18 protein-coding genes and 1 tRNA gene are annotated in these 22,007 nt (G+C 66.2%); 12 read left to right on the top strand and 7 right to left on the bottom strand.

The genetic code is table 11. The annotated features are described in order from the left end of the window. The first annotated feature begins 175 nt into the window (after positions 1 to 175). Positions 176 to 2,905 carry a DNA polymerase I gene (gene polA, locus RMCN_RS21915; protein ID WP_067393689.1) on the top strand — a complete coding sequence of 910 codons (2,730 nt, stop codon included), beginning with the start codon at positions 176 to 178 and terminating at the stop codon, positions 2,903 to 2,905. Here the strand turns inward: polA and RMCN_RS21910 are convergent. Then, positions 2,902 to 4,065: a PrsW family intramembrane metalloprotease gene (locus tag RMCN_RS21910; RefSeq protein ID WP_067393686.1), complete on the bottom strand. Its 1,164-nt coding sequence runs from the start codon at positions 4,063 to 4,065 to the stop codon at positions 2,902 to 2,904. The genes polA and RMCN_RS21910 overlap by 4 nt on opposite strands. A 168-nt stretch (positions 4,066 to 4,233) precedes the next feature. Between RMCN_RS21910 and rpsA the strand changes: the two genes are divergently transcribed. Continuing rightward, on the top strand, positions 4,234 to 5,676 hold the full coding sequence (gene rpsA / locus RMCN_RS21905) for a 30S ribosomal protein S1 (RefSeq protein WP_064346235.1): 1,443 nt from the start codon (positions 4,234 to 4,236) through the stop codon (positions 5,674 to 5,676). Between the two features lie 73 nt (positions 5,677 to 5,749). Beyond that, positions 5,750 to 6,961, top strand: a complete 1,212-nt coding sequence (gene coaE / locus RMCN_RS21900; RefSeq protein WP_067393683.1) for a dephospho-CoA kinase — start codon at positions 5,750 to 5,752, stop codon at positions 6,959 to 6,961. Positions 6,962 to 6,986: 25 nt separating this feature from the next. Here coaE and RMCN_RS21895 read toward each other — a convergent pair whose 3' ends face one another. Further along, complete coding sequence (locus RMCN_RS21895) at positions 6,987 to 7,496, bottom strand: Rv2576c family protein (protein ID WP_067393680.1); 510 nt, start codon at positions 7,494 to 7,496, stop codon at positions 6,987 to 6,989. 136 nt (positions 7,497 to 7,632) lie between these two features. Beyond that, positions 7,633 to 8,139 carry a ribonuclease FAU-1 family protein gene (locus RMCN_RS21890; protein WP_084377654.1) on the bottom strand — a complete coding sequence of 169 codons (507 nt, stop codon included), beginning with the start codon at positions 8,137 to 8,139 and terminating at the stop codon, positions 7,633 to 7,635. Between the two features lie 62 nt (positions 8,140 to 8,201). On the opposite strand from RMCN_RS21890, the gene uvrB reads away from it, so the two are divergent. From uvrB to RMCN_RS21850, 7 genes are all read left to right on the top strand, one after another. Next, positions 8,202 to 10,352 carry an excinuclease ABC subunit UvrB gene (uvrB, locus tag RMCN_RS21885; protein WP_067393674.1) on the top strand — a complete coding sequence of 717 codons (2,151 nt, stop codon included), beginning with the start codon at positions 8,202 to 8,204 and terminating at the stop codon, positions 10,350 to 10,352. 62 nt (positions 10,353 to 10,414) lie between these two features. Further along, positions 10,415 to 11,212 (top strand): HPF/RaiA family ribosome-associated protein, encoded by a 798-nt coding sequence (locus tag RMCN_RS21880; RefSeq protein WP_067393673.1) that lies wholly within the window; start codon positions 10,415 to 10,417, stop codon positions 11,210 to 11,212. Positions 11,213 to 11,259: 47 nt separating this feature from the next. Next, complete coding sequence (locus tag RMCN_RS21875) at positions 11,260 to 12,672, top strand: MFS transporter (RefSeq protein ID WP_067393724.1); 1,413 nt, start codon at positions 11,260 to 11,262, stop codon at positions 12,670 to 12,672. Between the two features lie 60 nt (positions 12,673 to 12,732). Then, positions 12,733 to 12,803: transfer RNA gene (locus RMCN_RS21870), tRNA-Cys, on the top strand. 225 nt (positions 12,804 to 13,028) lie between these two features. Then, complete coding sequence (locus RMCN_RS21865; protein WP_067393671.1) at positions 13,029 to 13,301, top strand: hypothetical protein; 273 nt, start codon at positions 13,029 to 13,031, stop codon at positions 13,299 to 13,301. Between the two features lie 175 nt (positions 13,302 to 13,476). Then, positions 13,477 to 13,977, top strand: coding sequence for a sensor histidine kinase (locus RMCN_RS21855; RefSeq protein WP_409366065.1), 501 nt, complete (start codon positions 13,477 to 13,479; stop codon positions 13,975 to 13,977). Between the two features lie 550 nt (positions 13,978 to 14,527). After that, positions 14,528 to 15,952, top strand: coding sequence for a multicopper oxidase family protein (locus tag RMCN_RS21850; RefSeq protein ID WP_067393669.1), 1,425 nt, complete (start codon positions 14,528 to 14,530; stop codon positions 15,950 to 15,952). A 430-nt stretch (positions 15,953 to 16,382) separates the two neighbouring features. Here RMCN_RS21850 and RMCN_RS21845 read toward each other — a convergent pair whose 3' ends face one another. The 4 genes from RMCN_RS21845 to RMCN_RS21830 form a co-directional block, all read right to left on the bottom strand. After that, complete coding sequence (locus RMCN_RS21845; RefSeq protein ID WP_067393667.1) at positions 16,383 to 16,676, bottom strand: hypothetical protein; 294 nt, start codon at positions 16,674 to 16,676, stop codon at positions 16,383 to 16,385. Between the two features lie 459 nt (positions 16,677 to 17,135). Then, positions 17,136 to 17,831 carry a hypothetical protein gene (locus RMCN_RS21840; protein ID WP_084377652.1) on the bottom strand — a complete coding sequence of 232 codons (696 nt, stop codon included), beginning with the start codon at positions 17,829 to 17,831 and terminating at the stop codon, positions 17,136 to 17,138. Positions 17,832 to 17,877: 46 nt separating this feature from the next. After that, a complete protein-coding gene (locus tag RMCN_RS21835) occupies positions 17,878 to 18,525 on the bottom strand; it encodes an MspA family porin (protein WP_067393666.1) in 648 nt (215 codons plus the stop codon). Between the two features lie 464 nt (positions 18,526 to 18,989). Beyond that, positions 18,990 to 19,469 (bottom strand): MspA family porin, encoded by a 480-nt coding sequence (locus tag RMCN_RS21830; RefSeq protein WP_324609722.1) that lies wholly within the window; start codon positions 19,467 to 19,469, stop codon positions 18,990 to 18,992. Between the two features lie 384 nt (positions 19,470 to 19,853). Here RMCN_RS21830 and istA point away from each other — a divergent pair, with 384 nt between their 5' ends. Continuing rightward, positions 19,854 to 21,095, top strand: a complete 1,242-nt coding sequence (gene istA / locus RMCN_RS21825) for an IS21 family transposase (protein ID WP_067393662.1) — start codon at positions 19,854 to 19,856, stop codon at positions 21,093 to 21,095. Beyond that, on the top strand, positions 21,095 to 21,901 hold the full coding sequence (istB, locus tag RMCN_RS21820; RefSeq protein ID WP_067393661.1) for an IS21-like element helper ATPase IstB: 807 nt from the start codon (positions 21,095 to 21,097) through the stop codon (positions 21,899 to 21,901). Before istA ends, istB begins: the two co-directional genes overlap by 1 nt. Positions 21,902 to 22,007 lie beyond the last annotated feature (106 nt).

Below are 22,007 nucleotides of genomic sequence, written 5' to 3'. Positions count from 1 at the left end.
TGCGGCAGAACTGAAACGTGTTCCAGTTCAGTGGGAGGAACGGTCTGCCACGTCGTGAGTGTGCGAAATGATTCGACGCAGCGGCGAGTCGGGGATGAAATCGCACATTCGCGAGCCCGGGTTGGTCGCTGCGGCGGTGGTCTCGATGTCGGGCCGGATGCATAGAGTTAGGGCCGTGAGCCCTGCCACCACCGCCACCGGCAAGAAGACGGCGTCCCAGCCGACCGACCAGAAGCCGACATTGATGTTGCTCGACGGCAATTCGTTGGCATACCGGGCGTTCTACGCACTGCCCGCCGAGAACTTCAAGACACAGGGCGGGCTGACCACCAACGCGGTGTACGGGTTCACCGCCATGCTGATCAACCTGCTGCGCGACGAGCAACCCAGCCACATCGCCGCCGCGTTCGACGTGTCGCGCCAGACGTTTCGCGTGGACAAATACCCCGAGTACAAGGCGGGCCGCTCGTCGACGCCCGATGAGTTCCGCGGGCAGATCGACATCACCAAGGAGGTGCTCGGCGCGCTGGGCATCACCGTGCTCGCCGAACCGGGCTTCGAGGCCGACGACATCATCGCCACGCTGGCCACGCAGGCCGAGCAGGGCGGCTACCGGGTCCTTGTGGTCACCGGCGACCGCGACTCGCTGCAGTTGGTCAGCGATGACGTCACGGTGCTGTATCCCCGCAAGGGCGTCAGCGAGCTGACCCGGTTCACGCCGGAGGCGGTGCTGGACAAGTACGGCCTGACCCCGCAGCAGTACCCCGACTTCGCGGCCCTGCGCGGCGACCCCAGCGACAACCTGCCCGGCATCCCCGGTGTCGGCGAGAAGACGGCGACCAAGTGGATCGCCGAGTTCGGCTCGCTGCAGGCGTTGGTCGACAACGTCGACACCGTCAAGGGCAAGGTCGGGGACGCGTTGCGGGCCAACCTGTCCAGCGTCGTGCTCAACCGGGAACTGACCGATCTCGTCAAGGACGTGCCGCTGCCGCAAACCCCCGACACCCTGCGCATGCAGCCGTGGGACCGCGACCAGATCCACCGGCTGTTCGACGACCTGGAGTTCCGCGTCCTGCGGGATCGGTTGTTCGACACGCTGGCCTCGGCGGATCCCGAGGTCGACCAGGGCTTCGACGTGCGCGGGCGGGCCCTGGAACCGGGAGAGCTCGCGGCATGGCTGGCCGAGCACAGCTCGGGCAAGCGGTTCGGGCTGGCCGTCGTCGGCACACATCTGGCCTTCGACGCGGACGCGACGGCGTTGGGCATCGTCGCCGCCGACGGCGACGGGCGCTACATCGACACCGCCACATTGACCGAGGACGACGAGGCCGCACTGGCCTCATGGCTCGCCGACCCCGGCCCGCCGAAGGCGCTTCACGAGGCGAAGCTGGCGATGCACGACCTCGAGGGCCGCGGGTGGAAGCTCGCGGGCGTCACCTCGGACACCGCGCTCGCCGCATACCTGGTGCGGCCCGGACAGCGCAGCTTCACGCTCGACGACCTCTCGCTGCGCTATCTGAAGCGCGAACTGCGGGCCGAAAACCCTGAGCAGCAACAACTTTCGCTGCTTGACGATACGGACGGCGTCGATGACCAGGCCGTGCAGACCGTGATACTGCGGGCCAGCGCGGTGATGGACCTCGCCGACGCGCTCGACGAGGAACTCGCCCGCATCGACTCGCTGGCGCTGCTGAGCAACATGGAGTTGCCGGTTCAGCGGGTGCTCGCCGAGATGGAGACCGCGGGCATCGCGGTGGACCTCGAGGGACTCGGCCGGCTGCAGAGCGAGTTCGCCGACCACATCCGCGATGCGGCCGAGGCGGCGTACGCGGTGATCGGTAAGCAGATCAACCTCGGCTCGCCCAAGCAGCTGCAGGTGGTGCTGTTCGACGAGCTGGAGATGCCCAAGACCAAGCGCACCAAGACCGGCTACACGACGGACGCCGACGCCTTGCAGTCGCTGTTCGACAAGACCGGCCATCCGTTCCTGCAGCATCTGCTGGCCCACCGCGACGCCACGCGGCTGAAGGTCACCGTCGACGGGCTGCTCAATTCCGTCGCGTCGGATGGCCGCATTCACACCACGTTCAACCAGACGATCGCGGCGACCGGACGGTTGTCGTCGACCGAGCCGAACCTGCAGAACATCCCGATCCGCACCGACGCCGGCCGCCGGATCCGCGATGCCTTCGTGGTGGGCAAGGGTTATGCGGAGCTGATGACCGCGGACTACAGCCAGATCGAGATGCGCATCATGGCGCACCTGTCCAAGGACGAGGGTCTGATCGAGGCATTCCGCACCGGAGAGGACCTGCACTCCTTCGTGGCATCACGGGCGTTCTCGGTGCCGATCGACGAGGTCAATGCCGAACTGCGGCGCCGCGTCAAGGCGATGTCGTACGGGCTGGCTTACGGGCTGAGCGCCTACGGGCTGGCCGCTCAGCTCAAGATCTCCACCGAAGAAGCCAAGGTGCAGATGGAGCAGTACTTCGACCGGTTCGGCGGGGTGCGCGACTACCTGCGCAACGTGGTGGACCAGGCGCGCAAGGACGGTTACACGTCGACCGTGTTCGGCAGGCGGCGCTATCTACCGGAGTTGGACAGCAGCAACCGCAACGTCCGCGAGGCCGCCGAGCGCGCCGCGCTCAACGCGCCGATTCAGGGCAGCGCGGCCGACATCATCAAGGTCGCGATGATCAACGTCGACACGGCGCTCAAGGACGCCGGCCTGAAGTCGCGGATGCTGCTCCAGGTGCACGACGAGTTGCTCTTCGAGGTCGCCGAGGGCGAACGGGAGACGGTCGAGGCCCTGGTCCGCGAGCAGATGGGCAACGCCTATCCGCTGGACGTGCCGCTCGAGGTGTCGGTCGGCTATGGCCGCAGCTGGGACGCCGCGGCGCACTAGCCGGCTCGGTAGCCGGCCAACGACTGCAGTACCGGGCCGGCGGCCGCCCGGGCGGCGTAGAGGGCGTAGGTCTCCTCGACCAGCATCGCCTGCACCCGCGGATCGCCGAACCCGCGGTCGATACGGTCGCGTACGAACGCCAACTCGACGACCTGGCCGGCGAACCTCTTGACCGCGTTTCGGGCCGGACGCCCTCCCTGGCGGGCAGCCTGGGCGAGCACCAGTTTGCGGTGCCGTAGCGAGCCCAGCCAGGCGGCCTCGACAGGCGTGACCAGACCGGCGTGCACCATGCCGGGCAGCTTGCTCGCGACGATCGCCTGCTCGCGTCGGCGACTCTGCAGGCCCAGGACGATCGCCAGCGCGAACAGCGGCATCATCCAGTACAGGTAGATCCCGAAATACCAGCCGACGCCCAGCAGCGACGACCCGTTCCATAGCGCGTGGGTGAAGACCGCCGCCAGGTACCCCAGAAGAAGAACGCCGGCCTTGGCGGACGAGTCGCGGCGGTGCAGGGCGAAATAGACGCCGATGCCGAAGAACGTGGTGAACAGCGAATGCGCGAACGGAGCCATGACCAGCCGTAATGCCGCCGTCAGCAGCGAGTCGCCGAGTGATTCACCGCTGGCGATGTACAGGATGTCCTCCAGCCAGGCGAATCCGGCGCCGACCAGCCCGGCGTAGACCAGGCAGTCGGTCAGGGAGTTCAGCTCCCGGCGGCGCCGGCCGGTCATCATGACCAGCAGGAACGCGCCCTTGGCCGCCTCCTCGATGACCGGCGCGATGACCACCACCGAAACCGGGCTGACCCCGTCGGAGTCACCCGTGACGATCAACGACTCGAGGTAGAGCCCGAGGATCACCGACAACACGACCGCGACCGAGGCGCCCCACAGGAAGGCGAAGGCCAGCAACCGCGGCGGTTCGGGCTCGAAGCGGTCCAGCCACACATACGCCAGGACCACGCCCACCATGGCCAGGCTCGACAGCACCAGCCCGATGCCGGCCCCGATCGGATTGAGGGCGGTCAGCCCGATGATGATCAGCCCGACCACGGTGGCGAGCAGGATGAGCACCGCCAGCGGCGCCCCGACTTTGCGAACCTTGCGTTGGAACGGCGGTGCAACCAGCCAGGGGTGATGCGGGGCGCCGGGATGTGACACCAGAGCAGACTAGCGGCCGGTGGGGACCGAGTTTGTCCAGCATGTGCCCAGTCGAGTAACCTCTACGGGTACCTGTCTGTGGTTTTCGTCATCTTCTGCGGCGGGTAACACCAATAACTCGAATGTCCTAAGTCCCTACGATCAAACCTGTCCGGAGCAACCCACCACATGCCAAGTCCCTCCGTCACCTCGCCGCAAGTAGCCGTCAACGACATCGGCTCGAGCGAGGACTTTCTCGCCGCCATCGACAAGACCATCAAGTACTTCAACGATGGCGACATCGTCGAGGGAACCATCGTCAAGGTTGACCGTGACGAAGTCCTGCTCGACATCGGTTACAAGACCGAAGGCGTTATCCCTTCCCGTGAGCTCTCCATCAAGCACGACGTCGACCCCAACGAGGTCGTTTCCGTGGGCGATGAGGTCGAAGCCCTCGTTCTCACCAAGGAGGACAAGGAAGGCCGCCTGATCCTGTCCAAGAAGCGCGCCCAGTACGAGCGCGCCTGGGGCACCATCGAGGAGCTCAAGGAGAAGGACGAGGCCGTCAAGGGCACCGTCATCGAGGTCGTCAAGGGCGGCCTGATCCTCGACATCGGTCTGCGCGGCTTCCTGCCGGCGTCGCTGGTCGAGATGCGTCGTGTCCGCGATCTGCAGCCGTACATCGGCAAGGAGATCGAGGCCAAGATCATCGAGCTCGACAAGAACCGCAACAACGTCGTGTTGAGCCGCCGCGCGTGGCTGGAGCAGACCCAGTCCGAGGTGCGCAGCGAGTTCCTCAACCAGCTGCAGAAGGGCGCGATCCGCAAGGGCGTCGTCAGCAGCATCGTCAACTTCGGTGCGTTCGTCGATCTCGGCGGCGTCGACGGCCTGGTGCACGTCTCCGAGCTGTCCTGGAAGCACATCGACCATCCGTCCGAGGTGGTTCAGGTGGGCGACGAGGTCACCGTCGAGGTGCTCGACGTCGACATGGACCGCGAGCGGGTTTCGTTGTCGCTCAAGGCAACTCAGGAAGACCCGTGGCGCCACTTCGCCCGCACCCACGCGATCGGTCAGATCGTGCCGGGCAAGGTCACCAAGCTGGTGCCCTTTGGTGCGTTCGTCCGCGTCGAAGAGGGCATCGAGGGTCTGGTGCACATCTCCGAGCTCTCCGAGCGCCATGTCGAGGTCCCGGATCAGGTGGTCCAGGTCGGCGACGACGCGATGGTCAAGGTCATCGACATCGACCTGGAGCGTCGCCGCATCTCCCTGAGCCTCAAGCAGGCCAACGAGGACTACACCGAGGAGTTCGACCCCAGCAAGTACGGCATGGCCGACAGCTACGACGAGCAGGGCAACTACATCTTCCCGGAGGGCTTCGACTCCGAGACCAACGAGTGGCTCGAGGGTTTCGAGAAGCAGCGTGAGGAGTGGGAGTCCCGCTACGCCGAGGCCGAGCGCCGGCACAAGATGCACACCGCGCAGATGGAGAAGTTCGCCGCGGCCGAGGCCGAGGCGGCCAGCCGTCCGGCGGCCAACGGCGCTTCACGTGGCGAGGAGCAGTCGGCGGGCGGCTCGCTGGCCAGCGACGCGCAACTCGCGGCGCTGCGTGAGAAGCTCGCAGGCAACGCCTAACTCTCAACGACCGAAGGCCCCGGCTCACCGAGCCGGGGCCTTCGTCGTCGAGAGGCCCTGACAGACTGGTGCCGTGCTGCGCATTGGCCTGTCCGGCGGTATCGGCGCCGGAAAATCGACTGTATCTTCGACGTTCAGTGATCTGGGGGGCATCGTCGTCGACGGCGACGTGATAGCCCGGGAGGTCGTCGAACCGGGGACCGAGGGGTTGGCCAAGCTGGTCGACGCGTTCGGCCGCGAGATCCTGCACGATGACGGGGCGTTGAACCGCCCCGCGCTGGCCGCGATCGCGTTCAGCGACGAGGAGAAGCGTCAAACGCTCAACGGCATCGTGCACCCGCTGGTGGCCCACCGCCGGTCCGAGCTCATCGCGGCCGCGGCCGACGACGCCGTGATCATCGAGGACATCCCGCTGCTCGTCGAATCCGGTATGGCGCCGATGTTTCCGTTGGTGGTGATCGTTCACGCCGATGAGGAGCTGCGGGTGAAGCGGCTGATCGAGTACCGGGGCTTCACCGAAGAGGACGCCAGGGCCCGGATCGCCGCGCAAGCCACCGAGGAACAGCGCCGCGCGGTCGCCGACGTCTGGCTCGACAACTCGGGCACGGCGGGCGAACTGGTCGAGAAAGCCCGCGCGCTGTGGCACGAGCGCATCCTGGCGTTCGCACACAACCTGCACGAGAATCGGCCCGCGCCCTCGAAGCCGGTCCTGGTGCCCTTCGACCCGGCATGGCCCGATCAGGCGCGGCGTATCGTGGCGCGGCTCAACACCGCATGCGGGCACCGCGCCGTCCGCGTCGACCACATCGGCTCCACGGCGGTGCCGGGGATGGACGCCAAGGACGTGATCGACGTTCAGGTGACGGTCGCGTCGCTCGCGGATGCCGACGAACTCGACGAGGCGCTGACCGCTGCGGGATATGTGCGCGGGCCGGTCACCGCGGATGTCGCCAAGCCCGATGCGCGCAGCACGGTCGCCGAGTTCGACCACTCCAACGACGAGGCGTTGTGGCACAAGCGTATTCACAGCTCGGCCGATCCCGGGCGACCGACCAACGTTCACATTCGTGTCGACGGATGGCCGGGTCAGCAGTTCGCATTGCTGTTCGTGGACTGGATGCGCGCGAACCCCGGCGTCCAGGCCGATTACCTCTCGTTGAAGCGGCGGGTCGCCGGGGAGGGACACGTGTCCACGGGTGCCTATGCCGACGCGAAGGAGCCCTGGTTCCTCGACGCCTATCGGCGCGCGTGGGAGTGGGCCGACGCCACCGGATGGCGGCCGTAGTCCCCAGCGGGATGCCCGCCGGCGCCTAGGCCGGCGGTGGGGTGCCGGCGTCGGGCGGCGGGGTGCCGGCCCCGTCGATCGGGAGGTTCAGCGGGGCTCCGCATTGCAGCACCCCGTACATCGGGTCGTCCTTGGGCCGGAGCAGTCGCGGCGCGATGAACTGGTCGGCCTTGGCGACGACCTGGTCGTCGACGAGGATCTCGCAGTGCAGGTTGGAGCCGTAGGGCCATTCGATGGAGATCTCCATCCCGGCCAGTTGGGGATCGGCCAGCACAGCGTTGACCTCGAACGTCTGACCGGGTAGGAGCGTGGGCTGCGCGCTGTTGACGTTCTGGTCGTCCATCTTGTACGCGACGACCGCGCCGCGGGAGGTACCGTCCGCGCGCGCTCGGTAGATGACGTTGTGCAGAACCTCGGGCGCAGGCTGCGCCTCGGTCTCGGCGCTCGGTTGGGCCGCGGCGCCACCCGGGAACAGGACCGAGCCCACGAGCATCGCCGCGGCCGTCGCGCCTGCGGTGCGGGCTGTGGGGGACATGCGACGAGAGAATACCGGCCTTACCTGGGCAGACAAATTCGTAGCGGTAACCATCGGAATCAAGATCGATAACTGCAGGTCGTTCGTTACCCGTCGGCCGGTTGGCAGTCGAGTCGGGCGCCGCAGCGGGGCACGTCTAGTCGTCGCGCCAGGTGAGTGGCATACCACTTTCGGCCAGCCACCGGTTGAGGTCGTAGTCGTGGCGGGCCAGCCCGTCGATGGCGGCCACCGCGGTCTGGACGGCCTGCTCACCGGTCTCGGGCGCCAGCAGGTTGTGCCGTATGGCGGTGAACAGTTCGTCGACGTCGTGCAGTTCGACGCCGCGGCCGGTTCGGACCACCAGGTCGAGGTAGTGGTCTTCGGCGTGCCAGACCTCGGGGCCCGGCGTGTAGTGGCCAACGTCCAGGTAGTAATCCTGGTCCCGCTCGTGACCTGCGTTGAAGTGGAACACCGTCGCGCGCAGTCCCAGAGAGGGCAGCAGCCAGGACTCCAGATAGTGGAATTGCGGCCGGCCCGGGGTGGGGCGGGCCATGTACAGGCCCCACGGTTGGACGGTGTAGACGTCGACCGCCCGCACGATGCCCTTCGGATCGGTGTTGGTGCGGGCGACGAGGTCGAATGTCTCGTGTTTGGGAGGGTGGATGAGGACAGGATAGGGCGCAGCGGGAATGAACTTGTCAGAGCACGCGCTTACCCTGGGTGATTATGGCTTTCGCGACTGAACACCCCGTGCTCGCGCACTCGGAGTACCGCCCCGTCGATGCGATCGTGCGCAAAGGCGGACGCTTCGAGGTGGTCAGCCCGTACGCACCGGCGGGCGACCAGCCGGCGGCCATCGACGAGCTGGAGCGCCGTATCCGGGCGGGGGAGCACGACGTGGTGCTGCTGGGTGCCACCGGCACCGGTAAGTCGGCAACGACGGCGTGGCTCATCGAGCGGGTACAGCGGCCCACACTGGTGATGGAGCCGAACAAGACGCTCGCCGCGCAGATGGCAAACGAACTGCGGGAGATGTTGCCGCACAACGCGGTCGAGTACTTCGTCTCGTATTACGACTATTACCAGCCCGAGGCGTACATCGCCCAGACCGACACCTACATCGAGAAGGACAGCTCGATCAACGACGACGTCGAGCGGCTGCGGCACTCGGCCACCTCGAGCCTGCTGTCCCGTCGCGACGTGGTCGTGGTCGCCTCGGTGTCCTGCATCTACGGCCTGGGCACACCGCAGTCATACCTGGACCGGTCGGTCGAGCTGCAGGTGGGCCAGGAGGTGCCGCGGGACGGGCTGCTGCGACTGCTCGTCGACGTGCAGTACACCCGCAACGACATGGCGTTCACCCGCGGCTCCTTCCGCGTGCGCGGCGACACCGTCGAGATCATTCCGTCCTACGAGGAGCTGGCAGTCCGCATCGAGTTCTTCGGCGACGAGATCGAGGAGCTGTACTACCTGCACCCGTTGACCGGCGACGTCGTCCGCAAGGTCGATTCGCTGCGGATCTTCCCGGCCACCCACTATGTCGCAGGCCCGGAGCGCATGGCACACGCAATATCGACCATCGAACAGGAGCTCGAGGAGCGGCTGGCCGAACTGGAGGGGCAGGGCAAGCTGTTGGAGGCGCAGCGGCTGCGGATGCGCACCAACTACGACGTCGAGATGATGCGTCAGGTCGGCTTCTGCTCGGGCATCGAGAACTACTCGCGTCACATCGACGCCAGGCCCGCCGGCTCGGCGCCCGCCACGCTGCTCGACTACTTCCCCGAGGACTTCCTGCTCGTCATCGACGAATCCCACGTGACCGTGCCGCAGATCGGCGGCATGTACGAGGGCGACATGTCGCGTAAGCGCAACCTCGTCGACTTCGGTTTCCGGCTACCCTCGGCCGTCGACAATCGCCCGCTCACCTGGGAGGAGTTCGCCGACCGCATCGGGCAGACGGTGTACCTGTCGGCGACGCCAGGACCGTACGAGCTCAGCCAGTCCGGGGGTGAGTTCGTCGAACAGGTCATCCGCCCAACGGGTTTGGTGGATCCCAAGGTCGTCGTGAAGCCGACGAAGGGGCAGATCGACGATCTGATCGGCGAGATCCGCACGCGCACCGAGCGCGACGAGCGGGTGCTCGTGACCACGCTGACCAAGAAGATGGCCGAGGACCTCACCGACTACCTGCTCGAGATGGGGATCCGGGTTCGCTACCTGCACTCCGAGGTGGACACGCTGCGCCGGGTCGAACTGCTGCGTCAACTGCGCCTGGGCGACTACGACGTACTGGTCGGCATCAACCTGCTCCGCGAGGGTCTCGACCTGCCGGAGGTGTCACTGGTGGCCATCCTCGACGCGGACAAGGAAGGGTTCCTCCGGTCCACCCGCAGCCTGATCCAGACCATCGGCCGCGCCGCCCGCAACGTGTCGGGCGAGGTCCACATGTACGCCGACAACATCACCGAATCGATGCGGGAAGCCATCGACGAAACCGAGCGCCGTCGTGCCAAGCAGATCGCTTACAACGAGGCGCACGGTATCGATCCAAAGCCGTTGCGCAAGAAGATCGCCGACATTCTCGACCAGGTGTACCGCGAAGCCGATGATGTCGAGGTGGGCGGTTCCGGGCGCAACGCGTCGCGGGGACGCCGGGCACAAGGCGAGCCCGGGCGGGCGGTCAGCGCCGGCATCATCGAGGGGCGCGACACCTCGAACATGCCGCGAGCCGAGTTGGCCGACCTGATCAGGGACCTGACCGAACAGATGATGGCCGCGGCACGTGATCTGCAGTTCGAACTGGCCGCGCGCATCCGCGACGAGATCCACGACCTCAAGAAGGAACTGCGTGGGATGGACGCCGCGGGCCTGAAGTGATCGGCGCGTCGCAGGGACTTTCGTCCCTAGCGCCTACGGCTCGGCTCACGTAGAACGAAAGTATGAGTGACAGAATCGATATCGCGCCCACAGTCCACGTCGACGTCACCACACGCGGTGATCTTCCGGGTGCCGCCGAATACGCGCGGACCAAGATCGCCGACCTGTCCCGGTTCGTCCACCGCCCGCTGGCACACGCCCACGTCAAACTGACCCGCCACGGGGATCCGGATACCGAGCGTCCGGTACTGGCCCAGGGCAACCTCGACCTGAATGGCCGGCTGGTGCGGGCGGAGGCTGAGGGCGAGACCGCGCGTGACGCGATCGACCGGCTCGAGGAGCGCCTCCGACGTCGGCTCCGGCGAGCCGCCGACCACTGGGAGGCGCGACGCGACGGCCGGACCATCCGGGTTCCCGACGAAGCCGACGCCGAACCGACGCAACGGCCGACCCGCCTGAACGTGGCGCCCGACGAACGCCAAATCGTGCGGCGCAAGTCCTTCACGCTCGCGCCGTGCACTGTTGACGAGGCGGCGCTGGAGATGGCGTTGCTCGACTACGACTTCCACCTGTTCACCGAGGAGCGCACCGGGATGGCGAGTGTGCTCTACAAGGACGGCCCGACCGGTCACCGGCTGGCACAGGTGCAGCCGGCCTCGGAGGAGGAGCTGGCGCCGTTCGAATTGCCGCTGACCATCAGTCCGCAGCCGGCGCCGTGCCTCACCGTTGAGCAGGCCGCCGAGCGGATGGGTCTGCTGGGGCTGCCGTTCATGTTCTTCATCGACGCGGCACAAGGTCGTGCAGCCGTGCTCTACCACCGTTACGACGGCCACTACGGGCTCATCACCCCGGCCGGTTGAGGTCGCCGCTTGACCTGAACGAAGGTTGAGCTCGTAGCGTGTCCGGCGTGACCGACACCGCGCCGACGACCAGTACCGGGCGCTGGCGCGACCTGTTGGGACCGAAGTACCTCGGCGCCAGCACCGTCCTGGCCGGCGGGGTCGCGCTGTACGCCACCAACGAGTTCCTCACCATCAGCCTGATGCCCAGCGCGGTGGCCGATATCGGCGGTTACCGGCTGTACGCATGGGTGACCACGGTGTACCTGGTCGCTTCGGTGATCGCCGCGACCACCGTGCACTCGACGTTGATGCGTATCGGGCCGCGGGTGTCGTATCTGGCGGCGCTGTCCGTATTCGGCCTGGGCAGCGTCGCCTGTGCGGCGGCGCCCACGATGGAAGCCCTGCTTGTCGGCCGCACGGTGCAGGGGCTGGCGGGCGGGCTGCTGGCCGGGTTGGGCTATGCGGTGATCAATACGGCGTTGCCTCAGTGGTTGTGGACCAAGGCGTCGGCCCTCGTTTCGGCGATGTGGGGTGTTGGGACGTTGCTCGGTCCTGCCGCCGGGGGTCTGTTCTCCCAATATGCCTCGTGGCGTTGGGCGTTCGGCGCGCTGGCAATCCTGACTGCAGCCATCGCGGTGCTGGTCCCGCTGGCGTTGCCCAGGCGCACTCACGCCGACGTCGATGCGCCGCGAACGCCGATACCCATGTGGTCGCTGCTGTTGTTGGGTGTCGCGGCGTTGGCCGTCAGCGCAGCCGGTATCCCGCGCGGGGTGTGGCCCACGGCCGTGCTGCTCGGCTTCGGAGGCGTTTTGGTGGCGGTGTTCCTGTTCGTCGACCGTCGGCTACCCGCTGGGGTGTTGCCGCCCAGCACTTTTGGGCGCGGACCGCTGAAGTGGATCTACCTGACCCTCGCTGTGTTGATGGCTGCGACGATGGCGGACATGTACGTTCCGCTGTTCGGGCAGCGGCTGGCCGATCTCACACCGGTCGCGGCGGGATTTCTCGGTGCGGGTCTGGCGCTCGGTTGGACGGTCGGGGAGATCGGTAGCGCCTCGATGAGCAACCTGCGATCGATCAAGCGCACGGTCGCTGTCGCGCCCGCGCTCATGGCTATTGGCCTCGCGCTGGCGGCGGTGACCATGCGGGACGACGCACCGTTCGCCGTGGTGGCGGTCTGGGCGGTCGCGCTGATCGTGACGGGCGCCGGGGTGGGGATCGCCTGGCCGCATCTGTCGGCGTGGGCGATGAGCCGGGTGGACGACCCGTCGGAGGGGCCGACCGCGGCTGCTGCAATCAACACCGTCCAGTTGATCGCCGGCGCTTTCGGCGCGGGGTTGGCCGGAGTGCTGGTGAACATGACCGACAGCGGCGACGTCACGCCGGCGCGGTGGCTGCTGGCGGCGTTCGCTGCGTTGGCCGCGGTGGGGCTGGTCGGCTCGACGCGGAGCGGACGACACCCTTCTGGCGAACCGCGGTAACGATCACGGCGATTTCAACGCTGGGCGGTGACTGATCGCGCTGGGACACTCACTGTCAATGCGGGTGTGGCTGAGTGGCTAGGCACCGGCCTGCAAAGCCGTTTACACGGGTTCGAATCCCGTCACTCGCTCGCATGGGCCGTTGCTCTTTGCAGCGCGTGATGAGGCATTTCCGAAGAGCAAATTAACGCATTCCAACCGAGCTGCGCGACAGCACTTTTCAGCGCACCGTCCCCGCATCGGGGCTGCCCTTTGCTGCTTCGAAGCGAGCCACGCCGGTCGTCGACGTCAGGGCCGCGAGTATAAGATCGACGCGGGTCGGAACCGATAATTGTTGCAATAGTGAGGGATTGGTCGTGAGCGTAAAGAAGGTCGGAGTGCAAGCGGGGCTCGTCGGCGCGCTGGCGTTCACCGCACTGGGCGTCGGAGCGGGTGTCGCCAACGCCGAGGTGCCCAGCGCACCGGGCATGACGTGGAAGCTCGACAAGTGGGATGACCGGCACGACTGGGACGACCGTCGTGGTCCGCGCTGGAACGGTCCGGCCTACTGGAACGGCCCGCATTACGGCGGTCCGTGCGCCTGGGTGCCTCCCGCCGTCTCGATGTGGGTGCCGCCGGCCGCCTGCTAGCGGTGTGAGCGCAGGCCGTCGGCGAACCGCAGATCGGACACCAGCGCCTCGAACGCCTTCTCCCGATCCTCTGGTGGCCCGCGCAGCACCGATGACGGATGCACGGTCACGGCGACTTCGGGAGCAACATCGAGCTCGTCGACAACCGGAAGTTCCAGCGCCTCGCGTACGCGAGTTGATCGATGCCGCTGCGACGGCCGCGCAAGAACGCTATCGAACCAAACATGTCGATCTAGTCGTCACATCACCCAAGACACTGCCCCGGCTGTGGGGGGACCCGCAACGGTTATCTCAGATCCTAGGCAACCTGGTCGACAACGCACTGCGCCACACGCCGCCAGGAGGACGTGTCGAAGTCCGCGCGGCGGTGGACGGCGCTGAGTTCACGCTTTCGGTCGTCGACAATGGTGAAGGTATATCCGCCGAACATCTACCCCATGTGTTCGAACGGTTCTATCGAGCCGATCTCGCCCGCGACCGAGGCTACGGCGGAGGCGGAATCGGACTAGCCATCGTCAAGGCGCTGGTCGAAGCCCACAACGGACGCGTCGCCGCGGCCAGCGACGGCATCGGCAAAGGCGCCGCGTTCACCGTCACCGTGCCGCTGGCTCCATCGGGTGCCGAGCGCAACCCTGAAACCGTGGTATCCGCCGGCGAAAGAGCCAGTTCCACTTAGTCTCAGGCAACGGGCTCAGCGGGGATGGTGCAACAGAGGGCCACGTCACGGTCCGTGCAGTACACCTTCCCGGACGTCGGTCGCACCCTAGGCCAGCAATCCGATGGCCAGTTGTCGAGGCGAAACCTCGAGCATGTGCGGTGGGCTCAACGGGACCGCGTCGCGTCCGGCGGTTTCGTACCAGCAGACGTCCAGCGGGGCCGATTCGCCAGGCCGAGATCGATGCGTCGGCTTTCTTCGCGGCCGAGATGGACCGGCCACACCACTACACTGGAAACGTGAATCCACGTTTCCAGTGCCTGTTTCGGGCCGCTACCTGTCGCCGATGCTGGCGACTGGCATGTCGGGGTCGCTGTCGAGCGCTGGCGCAGCCGCACTTCGATATCGGCTATCCGTAGCGAAAACCGCTTGTTGTTTGCGCAGGACGGCGATTTCGGCCAGGTAGTCTCCGTGCATCGCCATCGCGATCGTCGCGCAGAATCCTGCCCGACCTGCTGGGCCGAGCTGCTTGCTCCACGGCTCAAGGCTGGCTCGGTGGCATACTGATCACATGATCGATCGGCGAGGGTTCCTGACGCTGTCCGCCGCCGCCGGCCTGGCGGTTGCCTGCTCGCCACGGTCGGAATCGACCAGAGCGGCCGACGCGGTCGATGTCACTCTCGAGCCGACCGCCACCGAGATCGACCTAGGCGGCGTCACCGTGGGCACCTGGGCATACGGCAATGAGGTCCCGGGCAAGGAGATCCGCATTCGCAAGGGCGAGACGCTACGTGCCCGGGTGACAAACCAGTTGCCGGGCGACACCACGATTCACTGGCATGGCGTGGCGCTCCGCAACGACATGGACGGTGTGCCGGTGCTCACTCAGTCGCCGATCCCGTCCGGGGAGCGTTTCACCTACGAGTTCGCCGTGCCCGATGCTGGAACTTACATGTACCACTCCCATGTCGGCACCCAACTGGATCGAGGGCTCTACGGTCCGTTGATCATCGAGGACCCCGATGAGCGCACCGATTACGACCACGAGCTGATAATCATGCTCGACGACTGGATCGACGGCACAGGCACCGACCCGGATCGGGTACTGGCAGACCTGAAGAAGACCGGCATGGCAGACATGGGCGAAATGGCCGAAGTTGGTACTGATGCCGGCGTCACGGCGACCAGACCGCTCGGAGACGACGGCGGGGACGTCATGTATCCCTACTATCTCATCAACGGCAGGGTCGCGGCAGATCCGAAGGTGCTGGATTATCGTGCTGGGCAGCGCATTCGGCTGCGGGTGATGAACGTGGCGTCCGACACCGCGTTTCGGGTAGCGGTGCCCGACCATGTTCTGACCGTCACCCATACCGATGGTTTTCCGGTGGTCCCGGCGCAAGCCGAGTCGGTGATCTTGGGTATGGGAGAGCGGGTGGACGCCACGATCACGCTCGGCGCCTCGGTTCCGGTGGTCGCCGCCGCTGAGCAGAAAGCTGGCTACGCACAATTGAATATGCGAGTCGATGGCGCACCGAGCGGTGTCAACGTCGCCCAGTTCGTCGCCGCCTTGCGGAGCGGTATCCCCTTGGACACCTCACAGTTGATGGCCGCACCGGAAGTTCAACTACCGCAACGCGATCCGGACGACATCATCGACATGCGGCTAGCCGGCCCGGTGAACCGCTACGACTGGCCGATCAACGGCAAGCTGTACGATCCGCCGAACGACGGTTACCCTATCCGGGGCGGCCAGCGGGTGCGCATACGCTATGTCAACGAGTCCAAGATGTTTCATCCGATGCATCTGCACGGCCACACGTTTCAGGTCGTTCGGCCCACCGGGCGCACGGCGCGCAAAGACACAGTATTGGTGCCGCCGCTGCAAACCGTCGAAGTCGACTTCGACACCGACAACCCCGGTCGGTGGCTCATCCACTGCCACAACACGTATCACCTGGAGGCGGGCATGGCTGCCTTCGTCTATTACACCTAGCCTAGATATTTCTGATTTGTGTGTGATGACGGGTGTGCAATGCACGCAGCCAGACCCTAAGAGCTGGCTCCATTTTGATGAGGAATCGCAAAAGACCGCCGCGTCGTGATTCTTCCCCGTTGCGGCCTGACTTCCCTGACACACTAGTCAGATTCAAGGCCTGCGTGTGCGGCGGCAACATCACCGCCAGTGCTCTTGGACACAGCGGATCTCCTGGAGGACATCGAGGCGGCTGCGTGGATGACGGTGGGCTGACTCGCCATACCGAGTCTCGCCGATTCCGCTGTGAACATCACGCCGGGCGAGGCCGTGGTCGCGTCGGCGCTGCGCGGGTTGGAACTGTCCGACCCGCCCGACCGAATCCAGGCTAGTTCAGAGCCCCCTTCGAGCCGAAGACCGAACTGCTACAGACGTTCTGGCTGTCCGCGGGTCAGTCGCAGAACAGCGAGACCTGGATCGTTTTGCTGACAGTGATCGGAATCAGCCGGGATCTGTTGCCGGTTCCAAACCTCACCAAACGAGTGATCGCAGTCGGGTTGCGGACGCTCGTTACGGTACATTCGCCGGGCGCGGCGCTCCCAACCCGATCGATGTTGACTGTATAGCCGTCGGCAGTCAGCTGTCTGATGGTCTCCAGGTCGGAGTCGGCCGACGCGACGCCCGCCGGTGCAGCGACAACACCAGATACGGCGATGGACGCGATGGCGAGAAGGCTCTTACGCATGCCCCGCCCCCCATTCTGGATCGACTTATGCGAATACGTCTATGTTACACCCCTGTCTGGTGCACGGCCGCTGCGCGCGACCGGGTCAGCGACGCCGACATCGCTGAGGAGCAATGGGCATCGCGCTGTTCGACGCGCATCGCCAGGACCTGCAGTTCGGTTACCGGTACTTTGCCTGGGGAAGCACCAACCACTGGTGAGCCGATAGCCGGCCTACCGCGTTGTGGCGCCTCTGCTTTACTCGCCGGTTGTGGAGCATGCGCGAACGTCGGGGAGTGAAATCTGACGTGGTGTGCCGCCGATGCTCTGGCCTTGGGCGACCGGCGCGCTCGCCGAGATCGCGACCGAGACACTGAACGCGATCACCCTCCGCACCAGGACTGGCGCAACGGCCGAAGTGCTAGACCGGCTGATCGAAGCGACCGTCGACGCGGTCCGCGTACCACGGACCGGCGGAGGTTAACCGGCCGGCGGCGGCCCCGGTGGACTTACCGGCGGCGGCCCGGGTGAAACGATCGGCGGTTGATCCGGCAAGACCTGTCCCAGCCCGGCCGGAATCGCAGTACCGGGCGGGGGCGCGGTACCAGGCAGCGGCTCACCGAGCTGATCCAGTGGCATCTGGCCGAGAAGCCCGCCTTTCAGACGGTCGTCGCTATACATCGCACGCAGGCGCCTGAGGTAGTCCAAGCCGGAGATGTCCGCATTCTCGTCGCCCGGCGCCACCCCGAACATCGTTCCCTGGCCGGGCGCTGCGGGATCGACGTTCTGCGGGAGCAGGTAGGCGTTGTTGAACGCGTTGAGGTTCGGCGGCGTGCCTGGGGGGCCGCCCGGTGGCGAGGGAATTGGGTTCTGGCCCAGCATCAAGTCGTTGCCGACGGTCGGGTCGGGCATCTCGGGTAGGCCAAGAGGGCCGGCGGCAGGAGCCCCAATTTGCGCCAATCCCGAAAGCCCACTAGGCCCTAAAGGCGCGCCGATGATCGGTATCGTCGGCCCTTGCGGCGGCGGGACCGGAATCGCCGGATCAGCGGGCGGCGCGGGAGGGTCCGCAGCGGCGGGCGCCGCGTGGGCGACCGCCGCACCGACGGCGAGCGCACCGGCCACCACAATGCTCGCGATCACGTCCTTGGCGACCGCCCCGCGATCTCGGCTACTCATGGCTGGCGTCTCCTTCGGCTCGGATACCCACGCTCCACCTCTGATGTCAGACGGTCTTGGTGACGCCGTAGTAAGCGACGATGTCGTTGGTGTCCGCGGTCGAACTCGTCAATACCGCGAATGACCGCAGGAACGACTGACCGACGCAGCCGTCGATCTTGATGTGAACATCCTTGACGGTGACCCGGGCATCCTGGGCCTTGAACTTCTTCTTGGTCACCGAAACGGTGGTCACCTCGCCCGGCTTGGGCTGGACTTCAAACGTACCGCTGATCGGGAGCGAGGCGCCGGTAGGTACGAGACCCGCGAGCGTCGACCCCGACGTGCCAATGCCGATCTGGCCAGCCAGCCTGACCCTCTCCAGTTCGATGCCGCAGCCGATCTGATAGCCGACCTCCAGCTTTCCGCCGTCCAACGTGGTGTCACCCGAGCCCGTGATCGACCCGGTAAACGTGGCGCCCACGAGGTATTCGCGCGACGACAGCGCGGTAGTCAGCGGCGCCACCGGCAGCTGGGTCTCGTTCAGCGCAGCCACCGTCAACTGCCAGCCGTCCGGGGTCGTGACGATTCCCGGCTGCTCCGACGGGACGGCGCCGGTGTCCGGCGGGGGACCGGCGTTTGCGACGGGTACCGGCGGCGGGTTGGGATCCGGCTCCGCCGCGGCGAGCGGAGCTGTCCCGGTCGAGACCAGCATGCAAACAGCGGCCAGAGTGGCTAAACGATAAAACTTTGTGCGGGGGCGCCTCTCGTCGTCGTAATCCAAAGCAACTGTTCCGCCGAATGATCGATGGACCAGGTATCTAAACGGTGAACGGATGAACAACACTTGCCACCCGAAACTATCGAGTGCGCGTCTCTCAAGCTGGTAAGCCATTTCTGAAATGGATTCGCCGGATAACGGCACACGTGAACCATTGGCGCGGCTTGATCGCGCCGCGGCCAGCCGGCGACGCACCGTGACCCGCGGGACCGCTTCGGTCACTGCGCGATTGATCACGTCGGCGGACAGTTCAGGGCGTGACCACGGTGACGGATACGCCGGTGTCGGCGGGAGGCGAACCGGCGCCTCGATCCCTGAACCCACGAGGTCTCGCTGCATGAGCGGCTTTCGCGGCGGCACCAAATCGACGCCGGCACAGCCGCGCTTGCGAAACCGCATCACACGGCCTTGGTGACACCGAGATAGGTGATGACGTCCTCGGTGTTCTCGGTCGAGCTGGTCAACGTCGCGTACGACCGGATGAACGACTGACCGGCACATTGGTCGACGCCAATGCGGAAACCGGTGATCGTGACCCGCGTTTCTTTCCCCTCGAACTCTTTCTCGTCGACCGCAACCGTGGACACGGTGCCGGGACGGAGGTCTATTCTTCCCCGGTATGTGAGGTTCGGAGCGAAGGACGGATCGTTGTCAGCAAACGGTATGCGGATCGAAGGGGTAATACCGGCCCCGACAAGAGTTTCGATAGTATTTTGCGTAATGCCGCAGCCGATCTGATAGCCTGCCTCCAGTTTTCCGCCGTTCAGCTCGGTTTTACCCGAGCCCGTGATCGCCCCGGCGAACGTGCCGCCCACGAGGTATTCGCGCGACGCCAGCGAGGTAGTCAGCGGCGCCACCGGCAGCTGGGTCTCGGCCACCGCGGACACCGTCAAATGCCAACCGTCCGGGGTATCCAAGACCCCCGGTGCCGCGGGCGGGACGGCGCCGTTGTTCGGCGGGGGTGGAGGTGCGGCGTTTCCCGCCGGCTCCACCGCGGGATCCGGGGGCGGTTCGGCCGACGCGAGTGGCGCAACCCCAACCGGGATCAGCATGCAGACGGCGGTCAAGGTGGCAAAACGATTCGGCATGGTCGCGGTGACGCCTCTCGTGGTCCGAATTCAAGGGAACTGTCGCGTCGTATGATTGAGTGGCCGAGTGTCCAATGTCGGCGGCACGTGAAATCTGACCCCGGCGCGGCAACTGAAAATTGACCCCCTGGTCCGGTGGCCTGGCTCTAGTCGAGCCAGGAGGACCAGAAGGGAATGTTGTCTGTGGAGGATTGGGCGGAGATTCGTCGTCTGCACCGGGCCGAGGGCCTGCCGATCAAGGTGATCGCGCGGACGTTGAACATCTCGAAGAACACCGTGAAGTCGGCGCTGGCTGATGATGGGCCGCCGAAGTACGAACGGCGGCCGCGGGGTTCGGTCGTCGATGCGGTCGAACCGCGGATTCGGGAACTGCTGCAGGTCTATCCGAGGATGCCGGCCACGGTGATCGCCGAGCGGATCGGGTGGGACCGTTCGATCCGAGTGTTGTCGGCGCGGGTGGCCGAGTTGCGGCCGGTGTATCTGCCGCCGGACCCGGCCTCGCGCACGGCCTACGCCGCTGGGGAGATCGCCCAGTGCGATTTGTGGTTTCCCGACGTCGAGATCCCGGTCGGCTTCGGCCAGACCCGCACCGCGACCCGGCTGCCGGTACTGACGATGATCAGCGCCTACTCCCGCTGGCTGCTGGCCATGCTGCTACCCAGTCGTCGTGCCGAGGATTTGTTCGCCGGGTGGTGGGAGCTGATCAGCCGGCTCGGCGCGGTGCCGCGAGCCTTGGTCTGGGACGGTGAAGGCGCGATCGGACGCTGGCGCGGCGGACGGGTGGAACTGACCAAGGAGTGCCAGGCTTTTCGCGGTGTGCTGGCCAGCAAGGTCATCGTCTGCCGGCCAGCCGACCCGGAAGCCAAGGGCCTCATCGAACGCTCCCACGACTATCTGGAGCGCTCGTTCCTGCCGGGACGGACGTTCGTCTCGCCGGCGGATTTCAACACCCAGCTGGCCGACTGGCTGGCCCTGGCCAACACCCGCCCTCGCCGCGCACTGGCCTGCGCTCCGACCGATCGGATCTGCGCGGATCGGGCGGCGATGCTCGCGCTGCCGCCCGTGGCGCCAGCCACGGGCTGGTGTTCGTCGTTGCGGTTGCCGCGGGATCACTACATCCGCCTGGACGGCAACGACTACTCGGTGCATCCCGCCGCGGTCGGCCGGCGGGTGCTGGTGCGCGCCGATCTCGACCGGGTGCAGGCGTTCTGCGACGGGCAGCCCGTCGCTACCCACGACCGGATCTGGGCCACGCATCAGACCATCTCCGATCCGATACACGTTGAAGCGGCGAAGGTTTTGCGGCGCAGACGAATCCAGATCCCGTCACCACCGTTGGAGTCCGAAGTGGCGGTGCGGGACCTGTCGTCCTACGACGCGGCGTTCGGAGTGGATATCGATGGCGGTGCCGCCTGATGGCCGCTACCAAGACCACCGCTACCGCCGGCCGCGACGTGACCGCCGAGCTGGCTTATCTGACCCGTGCATTGAAGGCGCCGACGCTGCGGGATTCGATCGCCCGACTGGCCGAACGCGCGCGGGCGGAGAACTGGACCCATGAGGAGTATCTTGCGGCCTGTCTGCAGCGCGAGGTCTCGGCGCGAGAGTCCCACGGCGGGGAGGGCCGCATCCGCGCAGCCCGCTTCCCTGCCCGCAAGTCGTTGGAGGAGTTCGACTTCGACCACGCCCGCGGACTCAAACGCGACACCATCGCCCACCTCGGGACGCTGGATTTCGTCACCGCCCGCGACAACGTCGTCTTCCTCGGCCCACCCGGAACCGGCAAGACCCACCTGGCCATCGGACTGGCCATGCGAGCGTGCCAGGCCGGCCACCGCGTCCAGTTCGCCACTGCCGCCGAATGGGTCGCACGACTGGCCGAAGCCCACCAAGCCGGACGCATCCACGCCGAACTGACCCGACTGGGCCGCTACCCGCTCATCGTCATCGACGAAGTCGGCTACATCCCATTCGAACCCGAAGCCGCCAACCTGTTCTTCCAACTGGTCTCCGCCCGCTACGAACGCGCCAGCCTGATCGTCACCTCCAACAAAGCCTTCGGCCGCTGGGGCGAAGTGTTCGGCGACGACGTCGTGGCCGCCGCCATGATCGACCGCCTCGTCCACCACGCCGAAGTCATCACCCTGAAAGGAGACAGCTACCGACTCAAAGACCGCGACCTCGGCCGCACACCTACCACGGCCACCAACACTGAGGAATAATCACCAACCAACCGAGAAATTGTCAATACCTGTGGATCGGGGTGTTTCAGGCGACCTCCGTTCCGGTGCTCTCGTCACCGTTTGAAGGCGGTGTTGGTGGGGTGAT

Origin of the sequence: Mycolicibacterium novocastrense (assembly GCF_001570485.1) — a bacterium.
Lineage (GTDB): Bacteria > Actinomycetota > Actinomycetes > Mycobacteriales > Mycobacteriaceae > Mycobacterium > Mycobacterium novocastrense.
The sequence above is the reverse complement of the archived record's forward strand: the minus strand, read 5'-3'. Positions and strand labels throughout refer to the sequence as shown.

Excerpts from the sequence above, each read along its gene's own strand:
- rpsA (WP_064346235.1), top strand. The coding sequence starts at position 4,234 with ATGCCAAGTCCCTCCGTCACCTCGCCGCAAGTAGCCGTCAACGACATC.
- RMCN_RS21895 (WP_067393680.1), bottom strand. The coding sequence starts at position 7,496 with ATGTCCCCCACAGCCCGCACCGCAGGCGCGACGGCCGCGGCGATGCTC.
- uvrB (WP_067393674.1), top strand. The coding sequence starts at position 8,202 with ATGGCTTTCGCGACTGAACACCCCGTGCTCGCGCACTCGGAGTACCGC.
- RMCN_RS21880 (WP_067393673.1), top strand. The coding sequence starts at position 10,415 with ATGAGTGACAGAATCGATATCGCGCCCACAGTCCACGTCGACGTCACC.
- RMCN_RS21850 (WP_067393669.1), top strand. The coding sequence starts at position 14,528 with ATGATCGATCGGCGAGGGTTCCTGACGCTGTCCGCCGCCGCCGGCCTG.
- RMCN_RS21845 (WP_067393667.1), bottom strand. The coding sequence starts at position 16,676 with ATGCGTAAGAGCCTTCTCGCCATCGCGTCCATCGCCGTATCTGGTGTT.
- RMCN_RS21840 (WP_084377652.1), bottom strand. The coding sequence starts at position 17,831 with ATGAGTAGCCGAGATCGCGGGGCGGTCGCCAAGGACGTGATCGCGAGC.
- RMCN_RS21835 (WP_067393666.1), bottom strand. The coding sequence starts at position 18,525 with ATGCTGGTCTCGACCGGGACAGCTCCGCTCGCCGCGGCGGAGCCGGAT.
- istA (WP_067393662.1), top strand. The coding sequence starts at position 19,854 with ATGTTGTCTGTGGAGGATTGGGCGGAGATTCGTCGTCTGCACCGGGCC.
- istB (WP_067393661.1), top strand. The coding sequence starts at position 21,095 with ATGGCCGCTACCAAGACCACCGCTACCGCCGGCCGCGACGTGACCGCC.